Genomic DNA, 16476 nt, shown 5'->3' with positions numbered 1-16476 from the left:
CCCATGAGTACGCCAACATTACCGAAGCGACTGGGCTTCTTCAGCCGGGTCCTGGACCAGGTGGATGCCGGAACCCGCTACAGGCTGGTTGCCGAGCAGATCATCCATGCCGAAAAACATGGCTTCGACACGGCCTGGGTGGCGCAGCATCACTTCAACGGAGACGAAGGCGGCCTGCCTGCGCCATTGGTGTTTCTCGCCACCCTGGCCCCGCAGACCTCGCATATTCGTTTGGGCACGGGTGTCATCACTTTGCCGATGGAGAACGCGGTGCGGGTCGCCGAAGATACAGCCGTGCTCGACAAGCTGCTCGGCGGACGGCTGGAGGTCGGCTTCGGAACGGGCGGCACCCCGCAGGCCTTCCTTCCCTTCGGCCTGGAAAGCAGCCAGCGTACGGAGGTCTATGGCAACCATCTTGCTCTCGTGCGCGATGCCTGGGCGGGCGGAGAGCTTGCAGGCGGCAACCGCCTCTATCCGGCGGCACCGCATTTGCGCGACCATGTGTGGCAGGCGACATTTTCCGTTGGCGGCGGCTTGCGTGCCGGCCGCGATGGGGACGGGCTGATGTTGTCGCGCACACAGCCGCGGCCGGTCGAGACGCCGCACGCCAAGCTTTGGGACCTGCAGAACCCGATTATCGATGCCTACCTGTCTGCGTTGCCGGCAGGGCGTCAGCCGCGGATATTGGGTTCGCGGAGCCTCTTTGTCGCCGATAGCAGGAAAGAGGCCCTTCATTTCGCCGATATCGGCTTGAGGCGGATCGTCGAACACTTCAAGGCGGCGGGCTTCGTGATCCCAGGCGAAACCACGGCTGATTTGATTGGAGCCTTCGATGTTCACGTCGGCACCCCCGACGACGTTATCGCGTCGCTTCAGGCAGACACGGCATTGGCGCGGGTCACGGACCTGGTCTTTCAAGTGCATTCCGTCGATCCGCAGCATGAACATATCCTGCGCTCGCTGGAACTGACGGCTGCTCATGTCGCCCCAGCGCTTGGTTGGGTGCGGCAGAACCTAACCGGAAAAGAGCGCCGCTTGGCGGCGCAAATCCAATAGCGGTATCCGAAGAGAAGGCATCGACCATGACTTTGCAGACCAGAGACGTCATCGATTTCCTCGCGGGAATAGATCCTGGGTCCGATCTTGACGGCCTTCGGGCACAACGGCCCGAGACGCGCCTCAATGCTCAAAAGAGCTATGAAGCTCTTTTCGAGCCCGAGCATTGGGGAAGCGTGACCCCGGCGGAGCGCCTTGCCGTCGCCGCCTTTGTCGCTGGCCTCCACAAGGCGCCGGAGATCGCTGATTTTTATTCTTCCAAGTTGCGGGATGAGGCGCACGGCCCGGAGCTCGTCGCCATCATCTCCGCGGAGCTGGAGGTCGGCGATACAACCGGACCTTACGGCCATTATCTGGCTGGCCCGCTTTCCCGTGAGGACCGGCCGGGCTTCGTTTATGAGGTATCGGGCGAAAGCCGGCAACTTCTGGACCTGAAGCTCAGCACGGCGCTCGAACACAGCCACCTTCTGGTCTTCCGTCCGAGGGATGCGAGTGCCGCGGCGCTGCAGAAGCTACTAGATGCCGGCTGGACGACCACGGGCATCGTTACCTTGTCACAGCTGGTCGCATTTCTCGCGTTTCAGATCAGGGTCGTTACAGGCTTGAGGGCCTTGGCTGCCAATCCAGCCGATGTCGGACGTGTCGCGCAAGCCTGATCGCACGAACAAGGAATCCTTTCATGACCGAAACCGTAATTCATCCCGAAATCGCAGACCGGCCAAATGTCTTCACTCAAGCTGAAATCGGCTGGACACCCTGGCTGCGGCCCCTTGATGAAGCGGACTTGACCGAGCGCCACTGGGCAGGCCTTGTGGATGCATCCCGCGCGAAGTCGCCGTATTTCATGCTGCTGGTACGCGATCCCGACATTCTCCAGGCCCGTACCAAGACGGACAAGGATATCTTCTACAATGTCTCGGCCGGCCTTCCTCGTGCTGAGCGTGAACTGGCCGCCACGGCCGCATCGCGGGTGAATGGCTGTATTTTTTGCGCATCGGTCCATTCTCGCTTCGCCGCCCATCATTCCAAGCGGACGGATGACGTGCAGCGTCTGCTGGATGATGGGCTTCAGGCTGATCTTGGCAGTCGCTGGAATGCGGTTGTCGAGGCTTCAGCCGCGCTCACCGCGACGCCATCGCAATTTGGAGCCAACGAGATCGTCAGATTGCGCGAGGAAGGCCTGGATGATCTGGAAATCGCCGACGTGATCCATGGAGCTGCCTTCTTCAATTGGGCAAACCGATTGATGCTTTCGCTTGGCGAACCGACACCAGCGGTCTGAAGCAGACGTTGTCGTGATTGAGCAGCGGAAGCTCGTCTGGAGGGCGGCTATGTCGATGGCAAGCGCTACAATACGGCGCGATCGAAACTGAAACGACGGACGAGATGGTCACGCAAAGAAAAAAGATACTGCTCAACGCATTCAACATGAACTGCGTCGGGCACATCAATCACGGGCTATGGACCCATCCGCGAGATCAGTCCGATCGCTATAAGACGCTGAGCTATTGGACATCGCTTGCGGCGACGCTGGAACGCGGCCTTTTCGATGGCATTTTCCTGGCCGATATTCTCGGCGTCTATGACGTCTACCAGAACTCGGTCGATCTAACCTTGCGGGAATCCATTCAGTTGCCGCTCAATGATCCCTTGTTGGTGGTGTCCGCCATGGCGGCCGTGACGCGGCATCTCGGCTTTGGTGTAACGGTCAATGCCAGTACGGATGCGCCCTATGTTTTTGCGCGGCGCATGTCGACACTCGATCATCTGACCGATGGGCGCATTGGCTGGAATATCGTAACCGGCTATCTCGACAGCGCCGCGCGCGGCTTGGGGCTCGATACGCAGATCGAGCACGATGCCCGCTACGATCGCGCAGACGAATATCTCGAACTCCTGTACAAATTCTGGGAGGGAAGCTGGGAAGACGACGCGGTTTTGGCGGACAAGAAAAAGCGCATCTATGCCGACCCATCAAAAGTCCATCGGATAGATCATCAGGGGCAATTCTATCGTTCGAGCGGCTATCATCTTGCCGAACCGTCCATACAGCGTACACCGGTTCTCTATCAGGCGGGTACATCCGGCCGCGGCAGGCAATTTGCTGCCCGTCATGCCGAATGCATCTTCATTGCAGCCGCCGACAAGAATGCAGCACGCGCCGCTGTCCGGGCGCTGCGCCAGGCGGCTGTTGCCGTGGGCCGAAAGCCCGATGACGTGAAAATCTTTGTCGGCATTACTGTCGTAACGGATCGCTCGGCCGCCGCGGCGCGGGAAAAATATACGGACTACCTCCACCATGCTAATCCTGAAGCCGGATTGGCGCATTTTTCGGCGAGCACGGGCATCGATTTTTCGCGTTACGAGCTCGACGAGACTATCGTCTATGGACCGTCCAACGCCAGCCAGTCAGCAACGCAAACTGCGCGGCAACGAGGCTGGACCAAGCGGCAATTGCTAGGGGAACTGTCCATCGGCGGCCGGTATCCGGTCATTGTCGGCGATGCCGCAACGGTCGCGGATGAGCTTTCCGCGTGGATCGATGAGGGGGAGATCGACGGCTTTAACCTCACCCGTACGGTGGCGCCGGAGGGCTTCGAGGATTTCGTTGATGTTGTAGTGCCAGCCTTGCAGGATCGGGGTCTCTATAAGACTGCATACGCGGAAGGTTCACTGCGGCAAAAGATCTTCGGGGAAACCGCTCGCCTGCCGGAACGTCACTGCGGGGCGTCTTATAGACGGCGATAGTCAAGCTTGTGGATTTGAAAGGTAGAAACACGTGACGCCCGGAATTCTCTGGACGTGTCGTTTCGTTGGATCGGACCAGATTACGGCGAAGGAGAGTATGCTGGCTTAGTGTTCTTTCGAGTCCCGAATGCTTCCCGTGCGAGTTCCAATAGATTTTTAAAGATCTAAAGGACCGACGGTGAATTATTTCGGCAAAGCCACGCCCGAGATCTCCTCGCAGATTGCGATGAGGCTGTCTTGAAGCGCTGGATCATGAGCCTGCGGGTTCGCGGTTCGACGCTTCAGATGATAGAAGTATTCTCCCGTGACATCCGCCTTCGGGTCGTCGCCGGCTGCCAGCCAGACTTGAGTCAGATGGGCCTGTGCCATGTCGTCGGGTGCGCCAGGGCCGCCCATCTTGGTCGGAACCCATCCGGGCTCCAGCGAATTCGAGAACACGTCCTTCCAACGTCGCGCGATCGCGAATGCGAGCATTGCGTCGTGCAGCTTGCTTTCGGCATAGGCCTCTGATCCGTTCCACCTGCGACGTTTCCAGAGAATATCATCGAGATTGGCATCCGCATGATGGTGCATGCCGGACGACAGGTAGACTAGCCGCTTCGGTGGTTCGATGAGCGCGGTCAGAATGTAGGCCGACAGCGTGTTTATGGCGAAGACATGCGGCAGCCCATCGGAGGTGAGGCGATGAGCTTCGCGATAGCCGACAGCGGCATTGTGGATCACCGCATCGAACCGGCCGAGTTTGTTGACTTCGGCGGCGACATTTCTTGCGCCGGCGATAGTTTCGAGATCACCGATCACGACAGCCTCCGCCTTCGGAAGAGCGCGGCGGGCATCGTTGGCGCGAGCCGGATTGCGCGCATGAAGCACGACCCGGTGGCTTTGTTCGGTTAGACGTTCAGCCACCATGAGGCCGAGACCGGTCGACGAGCCGGAAATGAAGATGCGGGACATGAAAATCTCCTTTGATAGCCGGCGAGCAAGTCTCACAGGCAATGTGGAATAATGGTCAGGATTGCGAAGAGCGGGCGGTCTGGACAAGTGCGGCACCGGCGAGGGCGCAGGCGGCGCCAAAGAGGTAGACGGCCGCATAACCGAACTGTCCGGCGATGATGCCAGCGACCGGACCGGAAATGCCGTAGGCGATATCGAGAAAAGCCACGAAGCCGCCCATGGCGCTGCCACGATTGGCCGGAGGCACTCGCTTCAGCGCTTCGACGCCGAGAGCGGGAAAGATCAGCGCACAACCGAGGCCGGTGACCAGGGCGCCGGCAAGCGCCATCCATTCATTAGGCGTCACCCAGATCAGCGCCTGGCCGGCTGCAACTATCACCGAGGACCAGAATGCGATGCTATAGCCGCTCATTCTGTCGGGCAGCGAACCGAATACGACGCGCACGAAGATGAAGCCGATGCCGAAGGCCGTCATGACCAAGCCGGCATTGTTCCAATGGTGGGCTGCGAAGTAGAGCGATGCGAAGGCGGTAAGACCCGACAGTCCCACTCCTTGCAGCATCAGCCCGGCCCCTTCGCGCCAGATTTGGCCGATGACCTTATGGAAGGGCAGACGCGGGCCTGCCGGGCTCGTATAAGAGGTCGAACGAAATGCGATAGCGACTGCGAGTAGCGGGGCAAGGATGCAGGCGATCATTGCGGTCTCCAGGCCATAAGACTGATACAGAGCCATGCCGACCGGCGCGCCGATGGCCAGTGCCGCGAACATGGCAATGCCGGTCCACGACATCGACATGCCTGCGCGCTGTGGTCCGACCGAGGCGATCGACCAGGAGACACAGCCGGTGACGAAGAGGCTCTCCCCGAGACCGGCAATCAACCGCCCGACAGCAAGAATTGCAAGGCTGACATCGGGCGAGAGAATAGGCATGGCCGCCGCCAGATAGAGCAGCCCTGCGGTCATGCTGATTGCGGCACCTTGCAGGGCGGAACGCTGACCGCCCTTGAGATCGGTCAAGCGTCCCGCATAGCCACGACTGAGCACGGTAGCGAGGAATTGGATGCCAATCACCAGGCCGACGACCAGATTGTTGAAACCGAGCTTGTCGTGGATGAAGAGCGGAATAACCGGAAGCGGGAGTCCGACCGCGAGATAGCCACAAAAGAGCGCGGCGATGATCCCCGGGGCAGGGCGGGAAAGATATGCGGGAGCGGCTTTCGCTTCCGTCGTCTCATTGATGAGAGATGCTGACATGACAGCCTCCATTCTGAAAAATCTGTGGGATAGCAGCGTCGCTGAAAAGCGGCGGCACCGATTCAGGCCGCTTCTTCGGGGGCGGGTGCGCCGAGGCGGTCCAGGCGATAGCCGCTCTTTTCCAGCAGGTAATCGCGCGACGCGGCGATCTCCGATGACAGCTTGATGAGATCGGTGCCGACCAGCTTTCCGCCATGCTTGCGGATCTCGCCGGCGACCATGACCGTATCGACATCCGAGTGCTCGACGGCCTGGACGATCGTGCCGACAACGTTGTTGACCGGTATGACGGCGACCCCGTCGGCACGCACCATGATGATATCGGCCTGCTTGCCGGGCGCCAGCGAACCGACCTCGCTCTCAAGTCCCGCGGCGCGTGCACCGTTCACGGTTGCCGCTTCAAGGACGCGCTCGACGGTGATCGGCAAGGGCACATTATCTTCGCCTCGGAATTTGCGGTAACGCATGGCCGAGCGCTGCTGCAGGAATAGGGCGTGCATCTCGCCGAACATGTCGCTGCCGAAGGCCGTGTCGAGATCGATGCCGATAGCCGGTGTCAGGCCATGGTCGATCGCTTGCTGATACGCGAAACTCTCGTCATCGAAACCGAACAGTGCATCGGAACGCGGGTTGACGGTAATGTTCACGCCGGCATTGGCAAAGAGGCGCCACGTCTCCCGCGGAATGCGGGTGCAATGATTGAAGATGTTGTGCGGGCCGAGCACGCCCTCTTCGGCAAATTCCGGGCCGAGCTTGGCTAGATCGCCGATGAACTCGGTCAGAATGCGCATATTCAGGCTGCGGGCGACCTTCCACCAATCGAGATTGAGCTGGCCGAACAGGCCGACACGCACAAGGCCATCGCCTTGGTTCCAGTTCTCCGCCAGCCGCTTCAGATCGCCTGGCAGGTGGGCGGCAGACGCCTTCTTGTCCATGGCGGCACCGACCATGTGCAGGGCGCGGATGCCGCTGCCATCGAGAGCGTCGAGCGCTGCGTCGGTATGTTCCGGGCTGCGGGAGGAATGGCAAGCGTCGATGACGGTCGTGATGCCGGCATCGAGACAGGCAAGCGCCGTAAGCCGGGTGCTGAGATACATATCCAGCGGTCGATAATGGCAGCCCAGCGTTTCCGCCACCACATCGATATAGGCAAAGAGATCGTGCACATCGGGCATCATGCGGCGCATTGCGCCCAGCCACATGTGATGATGGGAGTCGATCAGACCTGGCATGACGATGCTGTCAGAAGCATCGATAACCGTTGCATCGGTAACGGCGATGTTCTGTCCGATGGCCGCTATTCTGCCGTGTTCCACGAGCAGGTCGCCGATGGCGAGATTGCCGACCGTCTTGTCCATTGTCAGTATGGTGCCGCCTTTGAAAAGCGTGCGGGGATGGTTGAGATTGCTCACGACTGGGTCCTTTCAGGTTTAAGGCACGGGACCGTTATCGCTCTGGAATGATCTTGAATTAAGTGCGTTTATGTCAGATGATTCCTGACCAAAAGTCAGGAGTCGGCACATGTCTTTTGATGGACGGATTCTCTCGGGGGTGAGCGTGTTTGCGGCCGTCGTTGAAGGTGGGAGCTTCGTCAAAGGCGCTGAACTGATCGGCATCACCGATTCCGGTGTAAGCCGGGCCATTGGCCGTCTTGAGACACGCCTCGGCGTGCGCCTGCTCGATCGAACGACGCGCTCGGTGACGCTAACCGACGAGGGCCGGCGGTTTTATGAAGAGGTGAAGCCGCACTTGAATGCGATCGAGGATGCCGCCGTGGTCGTATCCGGCGCGGCGACAGCGGTGCGCGGTCGCTTGAAAGTGGATATCGATCCATTCTTCCTGCCGCTCGTGCTCGCAGGCCGGCTTGGCGGATTCTGCGAACGCTATCCGGATCTATCTATCGAGTTCGTGACCAGAGAGCATGTCGGAGATCTTGTCGCAGACGGTATCGATCTCGCGATCCGGTTCGGCCAGCCTCGCTTTGCCAGCCTGATTGCGCGAAAGCTAATAGAAGCACCAATTCTGACCGTGGCGTCGCCTCGCTATCTGGAGCGCCATGGCCGTCCGGCGCATCCTCGCGACCTCTCCGTTCATCGCTGTCTGCAGTTTATCGATCCCTATGCCGGGAGGCCATTCGAATGGGAATTTATCCGGGGAGGCGAGACAATCGATGTTCCGACGAGCGGACCGTTGACGTTCACCGACCCCAAGACCATGCTCGATGAATGCCTTGCTGGAACCGGCATTGCTCAGGTAATCGGCTGGGGAGTTGGGCAGGCATTGGCGACAGGATCGCTGACCGACCTCTTCCCCGACTGGCATGGCGAGCGTTTCCCGCTCTTTGCTTTCCAACCATCGCGCAAGCAGCCGCCAGCGAAGGTGCGCGCATTTGTCGATTTCTGCGCCGACATTACTGAGGAACTCGAACGTTAGGGGTTGAGGGATGCCGTATACCGCCGATTGATAGTGTGGGCGCTCTTTTTTGAGCGCCTGCGAAAGTCGGCGGAGGGCGGCACCACTTTCCAGCCATTAAAGGCAAATCCATTGGCGCCCGCTGCAACGCGATCGGCATCGTCTGCCACTGCGTCCGCATACCGTCGCTGATTCTATCGCGCTATCATCGGCCGCCTTAAGGGGGATGATCATTGCTCATCGGGCCAAAGAAAGGACGGTCTCAAGCAGTACCTTCGCGCCTGTCTCGATGTTTTCCGAGGTGACAAATTCAGCCTCGTTATGACTGATGCCGTCTCGGCACGGAACAAAGATCATCGCTGTCGGTGCAACACGGCTGATGAAAAGTGCATCGTGGAAGGCGCCGGAAACCAATTTCATGTTGGAAACGCCAAGCCTTTCGCAAGCCTTGTCGATCACATCGACGATTGCCGTGTCGAATTGTCCGGGTGCCAAGTCGAAACGTTTTTTGATGAGCACATCGACCATATGGCGCATAGCCGACGCGCGGCATTCCGCGTCGATTTGAGCTTCTATGGAAGAAAGCACGTCTTCTCGCGGATGGCGGATGTCGATGGTGAATGTGACCCTGCTTGGAATGACGTTGACGGAACTGGGTTCGACGCTCATTCGACCAACGGTCAGCCGCGCCATCGGATCGGCAGGCATGACGAGGAGCTGCAGTTGCGCGATCGCCGCGACGGCCGCCGCCATGGGATCTTTGCGGAATTCCAGCGGAGTCGTGCCAGCATGAGCCGCCTCGCCGCTGAAGGAAACTTCGAGCCATCTGGTTCCTTGTACGCCGGTGACGAGGCCGATCGGGATGCCCGCGCGCTCGAGAACGGGTCCCTGCTCGATATGCATCTCAACGAAAGCGGACACCACATGGCCGACCGGCTGCATCTTGGCTTCCGGCAGTGCCTTCAATGTCGCCTCCAATTCATCGCCAAGCCTGACCCCGTCGGTGCCGCGCGCATCCTGCCACACAGCCATGTCGCCCGCGCCAATAAAGGCCATGGATCCCATGCAGCCGGGAGAGAAGCGGCTACCTTCCTCGTTGGTCCAAGACACAACTTCGACGGATCGTTCCGTAACGGCTCCGGCATCCTCAAGGGCTTCCAGTACCTCGAAGGCGGATAGCGTGCCAAGCGCACCATCAAACCTGCCTCCCGTGGGCTGGCTGTCAAGATGGCTGCCAATCAAAACGGGTGGCAATGAAGGATCATGTCCCTCACGCCGGATGAACAGATTGGCAATCGCATCCTGGTTGGCTTTGAAACCGCGGGCAACGGCCAGTTCCGCGAGCCGGCGCCGGGCCGTCCTATCTCCGATGCTCAACGCTTGACGGTTCACCCCTCCCGCTGGCGTGGCTCCTATCGTTGCAAAATCGGCAATGCGCCGCAGCAGACGCTGCGCATTGATTTGTGGGTATGACGTCATCGATGGATGCCTGTCACGAAGTCTTTTACCCGTTGCGGATCGACTGCGTTCCACCAGACGCCATCATACTTCAGTGAGCTTGCAATGATCACGCCATCTGCGACCGACAGAATGTCGTTACCATTTTCCGGCGTCACACCGCTGCCCACGAGGGTCGGCAGGCCCGCCGCCCGCTTGATCAATTTGATGTAATCGAGATCGGCTGCATGCCCTGTCCTTTGCCCTGTGGCGATAATGGCATCCGCGTCAAAGAAGACGAGATCCTTGACCTGTTCCTCGATCGGTCGGTCCGCAACGATGGCATGCGCTCCATGTTTGACATGGGCATCGGCGAAGATGCGGATGCCATGGGCATTGAGCCGTGCGCGATAGCGCATTGCGCGGGCAGCTTCTCCCTCGATGAAGCCTTCATTGGCGACATAGGCGTTCGCCCATTGATTGACGCGCACGAAGCCCGCGCCTGCCGCACTGGCGATTGCAAGCGCCGGAATGGCGGCATTCGCAAGAACATTGATGCCGATCGGACCGCCGAGTTCGCGACGGATGCGATCGGAGATGACGGCCATGTAGGCCGAGGTTTCGGGGCCGATGTCATCGGGCTTGGAAAAAGGAATATCGCCGTGGTTCTCGATGATCACGGCGTCGCAGCCGCCGGCAAGGTAGGCGCGGGCATCGTCAAGTCCGCGCTGGTAGACGGTCTCGATCTCCTCGCCGGAGTAGCGCGGCGCACCGGGAAGCGGCGCCAGGTGAACGACGCCTATGATTGCCTTTTCGCGCCCGAAAAGATCGATGAGCGCGTTGCCAGCTATCTGCCCGATGGGTTTCATTGTCCCACTCATGTGTTTTCCAGTTCTGATCTCTTGATGATGTCCGAAATTTCCACCCGCGAGGGGTAGGAGGCGAGCGTTCCAAGACGACCGACGGAGATGCCGGCGGCCTTGGTTGCCACGTTCGCGGCTGCGGTCAGGGGTTTTCCTTGTGCGAGCATGCCGACGAGGACGCCCGCAAAGCAGTCACCGGCGCCGCTGGTATCAACGACCGCGCTCTTGGGCGCTGCGAGGAAAACTGGTGTTTGATCCGCCTGATCCCATATGAGGCTGCCTTGGCTTCCAAGCGTCACGACGACGCTTCTCGCTCCGTTCTCCAAAAGCAGGTTTGCCGCTGCCCTTGGGCTTTCCATGCCCGTCAGCGCCGCGGCTTCGCCTTGATTGACGATGACAAGATCCACGTCGGCAAGATCCTCGACCGTCATGTCCGACAGAGGACTGGCATTGAGCACCGTCTTCAGGCCTGACCTCCCGGCAAGCTTCAGACAGCTGGCGGTGACCTCCCTGAACAGGTTGCCCTGCATCAGAAGGATGTCGCCCTTGCTCCAGGTCCGCGTCAGGGCCGATTGCCGGATCGGATCGAAGGCTCGCGCGCAGGCGACGGCGCTGACGATGGCGTTTTCGCCGGCTTCTTCCAGCAGGATCGTCGAACGGTCGGTGGAAAGAGGCAGGCGGATCAGTCGATCGACCTCGAGGTCGCTCTTCAACGTCTCGCTCACGCCATCCGCCATGTCGTCGTCGCCAAGCGCGCTCCAGAAGCACACCGCTGCCCCGCTTCGCGCCGCCGCCACGGCTTGATTGGCACCCTTGCCTCCTATGCCTTCAACGATCGAGGTCGCATTGAGCGTTTCCCCCGGACGCGGCAGGCGTGGCAGGCGGAAGCTCGTATCGACGCAGACATTGCCGACGACGTGGAGGCGCATGGGCGTCAGTCCTTGAGCGTTGCCCAGGCCAGCATCTGCTCGAAGAGCGTCTTGTAGCCGTTCCAGGCAATGAACTCCGGCGGCAGCCAGTGTGGACCGACATCCGAAGTCCAGACGAGTGTCCTGCCGGCGCCATAGGTGCCGGTTACCAAAAGTGGCTGCGAACCATATTCGCCTGAAACCGTCGCAAGCACGTCAGCTCCTGGCTTCGCCTTCACCTCATTGAAACCGAGAAGGTAGGGCCAATCTTTGCCGAGGCCTTTGAGAACCGGGTGGGTGTCATTGCCTGTCACGACGGGCGAAAACCCCTCGGGAACTTCAACGCGGTCATCGATGGCAAGGCAGGTTACCGGCAGCACCTCCTCCACTGGCGTTTTATGATAGCGCGCGCCGCCATTGATGCCTTGGAAGCTGTAATAGCCGCCGAACATCAGCAACGCGCCGCCATTTGTAACGTAATCGCGCAGCAGCTTCAGCCGGTTTGGCGTCCTCTTGGAATGAATCCAGGTATCAGGGTGCAATAGCAGCGTGTTTGCGCCGATATCGGACAGAACGACCGCGTCATATTCCGCGAGTGCTTCGGCTGTCAGCGGGAAATCACGCTGCGCCTCATGGGCCGGCATGAAGGTGACATCAAAGGCGCTGTCCTTCAATGCCTTCAGCAAGTCGTCGGCACCGGTGTGATAGGTCACCGTCGGAAACTGATCGAAACCCTTGATATGGGTGGCGGTCGAAACCCATGATTCACCCGCCAGAAGAACCTTTTTCTTGCTCATGTCTGCTCCTTGGATGCACCCGACCTTCAGGCCGAGGCGGAAAATACCGATTGGGGATTGGTGATCAGCATTTGGTCGATCGCCTGCTGATCGACACCGTGACGCTTCAGTCGCGGCAGGAAATGCTTGAGAATGTAGCCGTAGCCGAAGCCGCCATAGCGGGTCAGCATGATCTTGAGAAAGACGTCCTGAGACAGAAGCAGCCGATCGGCGAAGCCCAGGTCTATGAGCGCCCTGATCGCCCTCGCGTTCTCCTCGTCCGATGGCGATTGCGCATTCTGATCGGCGTAATAATAATCCATGCCGATCATGTCGTATTCCAGGAAGGCACCGCGTTCCGCGAGGCTCTTTTGATAATGAAGATCATTATGGCTGGGATTCATGTGGCAGAGCACGGTGTGACGCAGGTCCGCGCCTTCATCCTCGACCACATCAAGGACGCGATGGGCAAGGCGTTCCCATCCCGGCAAATGGATGGATAGAGGCAGGCCAGTCAACCGCGAGGCTCGCGCCGATGCCCTCAAGGATTTTTGCTCCTCGGCTGTAAAGTCCTTGCTGACGCCGACCTCACCGATGATGCCTGCCATGATATCTGGCTGGGTTTCGCCACCGCCGACGTCGTTGACGATGAAGGCGGTGACCTCGTCCAGATCCATGCCCTTCAGCCACTCCGGATGCGTATGCTCCAGGTAGAAACCGGTTCCCATGATGATCTTCAGACCGGACATGCGGGCGATGCGGGCCAATTGTTCGGCATCGCGCCCTATGCCAAAGTTGGTGGTTTCAACCACGGTATGGCCGCCAAGCTTCTGGAAGCGGGAAAGTTCGGCTAGCGCCAGATCCCGATCATCCAGCGAGACGTTGTCGCGGTTCATATAGGGGTTCATCCGCAACTCGCCGATGATCTCTATTCCAACCGGCTGTTCGGCGATCGCCTTTTCGTCGGGATGGCAAGGGCACTTCCATGAGGTCGCTCCGTCAAGGAAGATGTGCTCATGCATGAGTGTCACACCCATGTCCGCGACCGGAATTGGGCCGAGCACGGTCATCGCGCATCCGGTATGAACGCCAATGGCGTGCCGCGTTCTGGCCCCCTCGGCAAAGAGATGATCCATCATGCTCAGCGGCCTCTTATCGCGCCTTTGAAAAGGCGGAAGTTCAACCAGATTGCCACGAGGATGATGACCCCGGTGACGATCGGCGTGAAGAAGGGCGACATGTGCGAGAGGATCAGGCCGTTGGCGATGACGGCAACCGTCAGTGCGCCGAGCACCGTTCCGACCACTGAACCGCGCCCGCCGAACAGGCTCGTACCGCCCAGTACAACCGCGGCGATGACATCGAGCTCGAAGCCTTGCCCGGCATTTGAGGAACCGGACCCCAGGCGCGCGGCAAGAATGATGCCGGCGACGGAGGCTGCCACGCCCGATATCACATAGACGAATAGGGTGACTCGCCGCGTGTTGACGCCTGAGCGGCGCACCGCCTCGGCATTGGCGCCGATGCCGGTGACGTATCGCCCGAACGGCGTTTCGTTGAAGGCGATATAGGCCGCGATGAGGGCAACGATCGCGATCATCGCGGGGGCAGGGATGCCAACGAACCAGGCCTGGCCAATCGCGGTGAACGGGCTCTGCGGATCGACCGGAATCGAATAGCCACCGGTGATAAGCAGCGCCAGCCCCCTGATGACCGATAGTCCGGCCAGCGTGACGATGAAGGCGGGGATCCGCTCATAGGCGATGAAATATCCTTGGATTAATCCGGTCGCCGCGCCAAGAAGCATCATCAAAACAACGACAATCGGCCACGCGATTCCTGCCTGCAGGCAGGCGGCCGAAAGCGTTGCTGCAAGGGCCAATACGGATCCAACCGAAAGATCGATACCGCCTGTCGTGATGACGAAGGTCATGGCCGCCGCCACGATCAACAAGGGGGCGGATTGTCTGACCACGTTCAAGAGATTGGGAGCGGTCAGAAAGACATTTGTAAAGAGGGAGAAGAAAATGCAGACCGCGATGAAAAACAGGGCGATTGAAACAATGCCGCCATTGGCTATCGCCTTGTCGTAGAGGCGAGCCTTCCGCAGCCGAGACGACGTGTCGGTTTGGGCGTGAGAGGATGTCATGGTCATATGGAAGCGCCTCGCTCGGTATGTTGGCCGGCCGAGCGCGCGGAGAACTTGCGACCGACGATCAGGTTGACGACTTCTTCGATATTCGTTTCGGCGATAAGGCGCTCGGCGACGTTTTGCCCCTCATACATCACCTGGATGCGATCGCAGACGAGGAAGAGATCCTGCAGCCGATGCGTGATCAGAATGACGCTGACGCCGCGGGCGCTGACCGTGCGGATGAGCTCCAGCACCGCCTCGACTTCGGCAACAGCCAGGGCCGCCGTCGGCTCGTCCATGATGAGGACCGAGGGATTAAATGACGCTGCGCGTCCAATAGCAATCGACTGACGCTGGCCGCCCGAGAGATTTTCGACCTTCAGACGTGTGTCCGGTATGACAATGCCAAGCCCTTCCAGCATATGGCGCGCCCGTTCATGCATGGTCTTCTTGTCGAGGATTGGAATGCCCGCAAGCTTCCATTTCGGTTCACGCCCCAGAAAAAGATTTCCCGCCACGTCGACGGTGTCGCAAAGGGACAGGTCCTGGTAGACCATCTCGACATGCGCGGCGCGCGCATCAGCGGGCGAGGCAAAGGAAACGGGTTTTCCGTCGATCTCGATCGTTCCTGAATCCGGGATCACCGCGCCCGAAAGCACTTTGCTCAAGGTCGATTTGCCGGCGCCGTTGTCACCGACGAGGCCGAGGACCTCGCCCGGCTTCAAGGTCAACGACACATTGTCCAACGACTGCATCGTGCCATAGCGTTTGGAAATACCGGTCATCCTGACGCGGTAGGTATCAGCGTTTGTCATATCAATGCTGCCTTGCGGAAATGGCCTTAGCCATGATGCCACAACGTCATGGCCGATGCGATCGGCCATGACGTGACGAGATGCGGGGAGTTATTTGAACATGCCCCGGAACTTGTCGACATTTTCCTTGGTGACGATGGTGACAGGCACGTTGATGATCGGATCGATCTTCTCGCCCTTTTTCACCTTGACGAGCGCTTCGACGGCCGCCTTACCTTCGCCGGCCGGATCCTGCTGGATAACGGCCGTCACCCAACCCTGATCGATGCCCTCGATCGCTTGCTTGGTCAGATCCCAGCCGAAGACCTTCACGTTACCTGTTTTGCCCTGGCTGGTGACGGCCGCAACGGCGCCGAGGAGTGCTGGTTCGCCGGTCGCATACAGCGTCGTCATGTCGGGATTGGCGGTAATGAGATTTTCCGCCGCGCTGAGGGCGACATCCTGGACGTTCTGACCGTCCACCGTATCGAGGAAATCGACCTTCTGGCCGCCAGCCTTTACCGCCGCCTTGAATCCATCAAGACGCTGGTTCTGGATGAAGGAATTGAGTGCGCCGACCACGCCGACCTTGGCGCTGCCGCCCATCTTGTCCTTGACGTAATCGGAATAGAACTTGCCGATCTCCTCACCCGCCTTGGTATTGTCGACACCCACGAAGGCGATGTTGTCGCCGTTCGGAATCTGGGCATCGATAGCGATGACCGGAATGCCGGCCTTCTTGGCGGCGGTGATTGCAGGCTTCACTCCGTTGACGTCGATGGCGACCAATATGATGCCGTCGACCTTCTGGGTGATGTAGTTCTCGATGGCGTCATTTTGCGCGCTGGGCACGTTGTTGGCGTTGAATATGACGAGATCGGCGCCGGCTTTCTTTGCCGCCTCCTTGGCGCCGTCATTGATCTGGTTGAAGAAGAGAGCCTGCTGGTTGATCGTCACGAGAGCCAGCGTATTCGCCATCGCGGCGCCGGCACCGCAGGCAAGTGCCACGGTCGCGCCAATCGCGCAACCGAACAGGTATTTCTTGAGATGCATGATCGTTCCCCATGTTTTTGGATTGCAAGGGGAGTATTCAAGTAACTTGAATGCTCGTCAAGTGACTTGAATTTGTGGCTTTGAAG

16 protein-coding genes are annotated in these 16476 nt (G+C 59.5%); 5 read left to right on the top strand and 11 right to left on the bottom strand.

Annotated features, from left to right (window positions below):
* Positions 1 to 3: 3 nt before the first annotated feature.
* The 4 genes from FBZ97_RS29670 to FBZ97_RS29655 all read left to right on the top strand — a co-directional run bounded on the left by FBZ97_RS29670 (position 4) and on the right by FBZ97_RS29655 (position 3804).
* Positions 4 to 1056 carry a putative FMN-dependent luciferase-like monooxygenase gene (locus FBZ97_RS29670; RefSeq protein ID WP_145323200.1) on the top strand — a complete coding sequence of 351 codons (1053 nt, stop codon included), beginning with the start codon at positions 4 to 6 and terminating at the stop codon, positions 1054 to 1056.
* 26 nt (positions 1057 to 1082) lie between these two features.
* Positions 1083 to 1712 carry a CMD domain protein gene (locus FBZ97_RS29665; RefSeq protein ID WP_113352987.1) on the top strand — a complete coding sequence of 210 codons (630 nt, stop codon included), beginning with the start codon at positions 1083 to 1085 and terminating at the stop codon, positions 1710 to 1712.
* A 23-nt stretch (positions 1713 to 1735) separates the two neighbouring features.
* Positions 1736 to 2338: an alkylhydroperoxidase domain protein gene (locus tag FBZ97_RS29660; protein ID WP_145323198.1), complete on the top strand. Its 603-nt coding sequence runs from the start codon at positions 1736 to 1738 to the stop codon at positions 2336 to 2338.
* A gap of 104 nt (positions 2339 to 2442) precedes the next feature.
* Entirely contained in the window at positions 2443 to 3804 is a 1362-nt protein-coding gene (locus FBZ97_RS29655; RefSeq protein ID WP_145323196.1) for an LLM class flavin-dependent oxidoreductase, read from the top strand.
* 183 nt (positions 3805 to 3987) lie between these two features.
* On the opposite strand, the gene FBZ97_RS29650 is transcribed toward FBZ97_RS29655, so the two are convergent.
* The 3 genes from FBZ97_RS29650 to FBZ97_RS29640 form a co-directional block, all read right to left on the bottom strand.
* Positions 3988 to 4758 carry an SDR family NAD(P)-dependent oxidoreductase gene (locus FBZ97_RS29650; protein ID WP_145323194.1) on the bottom strand — a complete coding sequence of 257 codons (771 nt, stop codon included), beginning with the start codon at positions 4756 to 4758 and terminating at the stop codon, positions 3988 to 3990.
* 55 nt (positions 4759 to 4813) lie between these two features.
* Complete coding sequence (locus FBZ97_RS29645; protein ID WP_186449569.1) at positions 4814 to 6013, bottom strand: arabinose transporter; 1200 nt, start codon at positions 6011 to 6013, stop codon at positions 4814 to 4816.
* 62 nt (positions 6014 to 6075) lie between these two features.
* Positions 6076 to 7425, bottom strand: a complete 1350-nt coding sequence (locus FBZ97_RS29640; protein ID WP_145323191.1) for an amidohydrolase family protein — start codon at positions 7423 to 7425, stop codon at positions 6076 to 6078.
* Between the two features lie 109 nt (positions 7426 to 7534).
* Between FBZ97_RS29640 and FBZ97_RS29635 the strand changes: the two genes are divergently transcribed.
* The gene (locus FBZ97_RS29635; RefSeq protein ID WP_145323189.1) at positions 7535 to 8446 is read left to right on the top strand and encodes a LysR family transcriptional regulator; all 912 of its coding nucleotides are present in this window, start codon (positions 7535 to 7537) and stop codon (positions 8444 to 8446) included.
* A gap of 216 nt (positions 8447 to 8662) precedes the next feature.
* Here the strand turns inward: FBZ97_RS29635 and FBZ97_RS29630 are convergent, their stop codons facing one another.
* The 8 genes from FBZ97_RS29630 to FBZ97_RS29595 all read right to left on the bottom strand — a co-directional run bounded on the left by FBZ97_RS29630 (position 8663) and on the right by FBZ97_RS29595 (position 16390).
* A complete protein-coding gene (locus FBZ97_RS29630; RefSeq protein WP_145323187.1) occupies positions 8663 to 9904 on the bottom strand; it encodes a Zn-dependent hydrolase in 1242 nt (413 codons plus the stop codon).
* Positions 9901 to 10743, bottom strand: coding sequence for a BtpA/SgcQ family protein (locus FBZ97_RS29625; RefSeq protein WP_145323185.1), 843 nt, complete (start codon positions 10741 to 10743; stop codon positions 9901 to 9903). The genes FBZ97_RS29630 and FBZ97_RS29625 overlap by 4 nt, the downstream gene beginning before the upstream one ends.
* Positions 10740 to 11654 carry a PfkB family carbohydrate kinase gene (locus FBZ97_RS29620; RefSeq protein ID WP_145323183.1) on the bottom strand — a complete coding sequence of 305 codons (915 nt, stop codon included), beginning with the start codon at positions 11652 to 11654 and terminating at the stop codon, positions 10740 to 10742. Before FBZ97_RS29620 ends, FBZ97_RS29625 begins: the two co-directional genes overlap by 4 nt.
* Positions 11655 to 11659: 5 nt before the next feature.
* Positions 11660 to 12430 carry a glutamine amidotransferase gene (locus tag FBZ97_RS29615; protein WP_113396487.1) on the bottom strand — a complete coding sequence of 257 codons (771 nt, stop codon included), beginning with the start codon at positions 12428 to 12430 and terminating at the stop codon, positions 11660 to 11662.
* 26 nt (positions 12431 to 12456) lie between these two features.
* Complete coding sequence (locus tag FBZ97_RS29610) at positions 12457 to 13545, bottom strand: phosphotriesterase (RefSeq protein WP_113388678.1); 1089 nt, start codon at positions 13543 to 13545, stop codon at positions 12457 to 12459.
* Positions 13546 to 13550: 5 nt separating this feature from the next.
* Positions 13551 to 14558, bottom strand: a complete 1008-nt coding sequence (locus FBZ97_RS29605; protein WP_246661901.1) for an ABC transporter permease — start codon at positions 14556 to 14558, stop codon at positions 13551 to 13553.
* A gap of 2 nt (positions 14559 to 14560) precedes the next feature.
* Entirely contained in the window at positions 14561 to 15358 is a 798-nt protein-coding gene (locus FBZ97_RS29600) for an ATP-binding cassette domain-containing protein (protein WP_113353532.1), read from the bottom strand.
* 90 nt (positions 15359 to 15448) lie between these two features.
* Entirely contained in the window at positions 15449 to 16390 is a 942-nt protein-coding gene (locus tag FBZ97_RS29595) for a substrate-binding domain-containing protein (protein WP_113388579.1), read from the bottom strand.
* Between the last annotated feature and the right edge of the window lie 86 nt (positions 16391 to 16476).

The sequence above is a fragment of the Rhizobium sp. ERR 942 genome (assembly GCF_007828395.1).
Taxonomy (GTDB): domain Bacteria; phylum Pseudomonadota; class Alphaproteobacteria; order Rhizobiales; family Rhizobiaceae; genus Rhizobium; species Rhizobium dioscoreae.
Note: the sequence above shows the minus strand (reverse complement) of the source record. Positions and strands in the feature narration are given on the sequence as shown.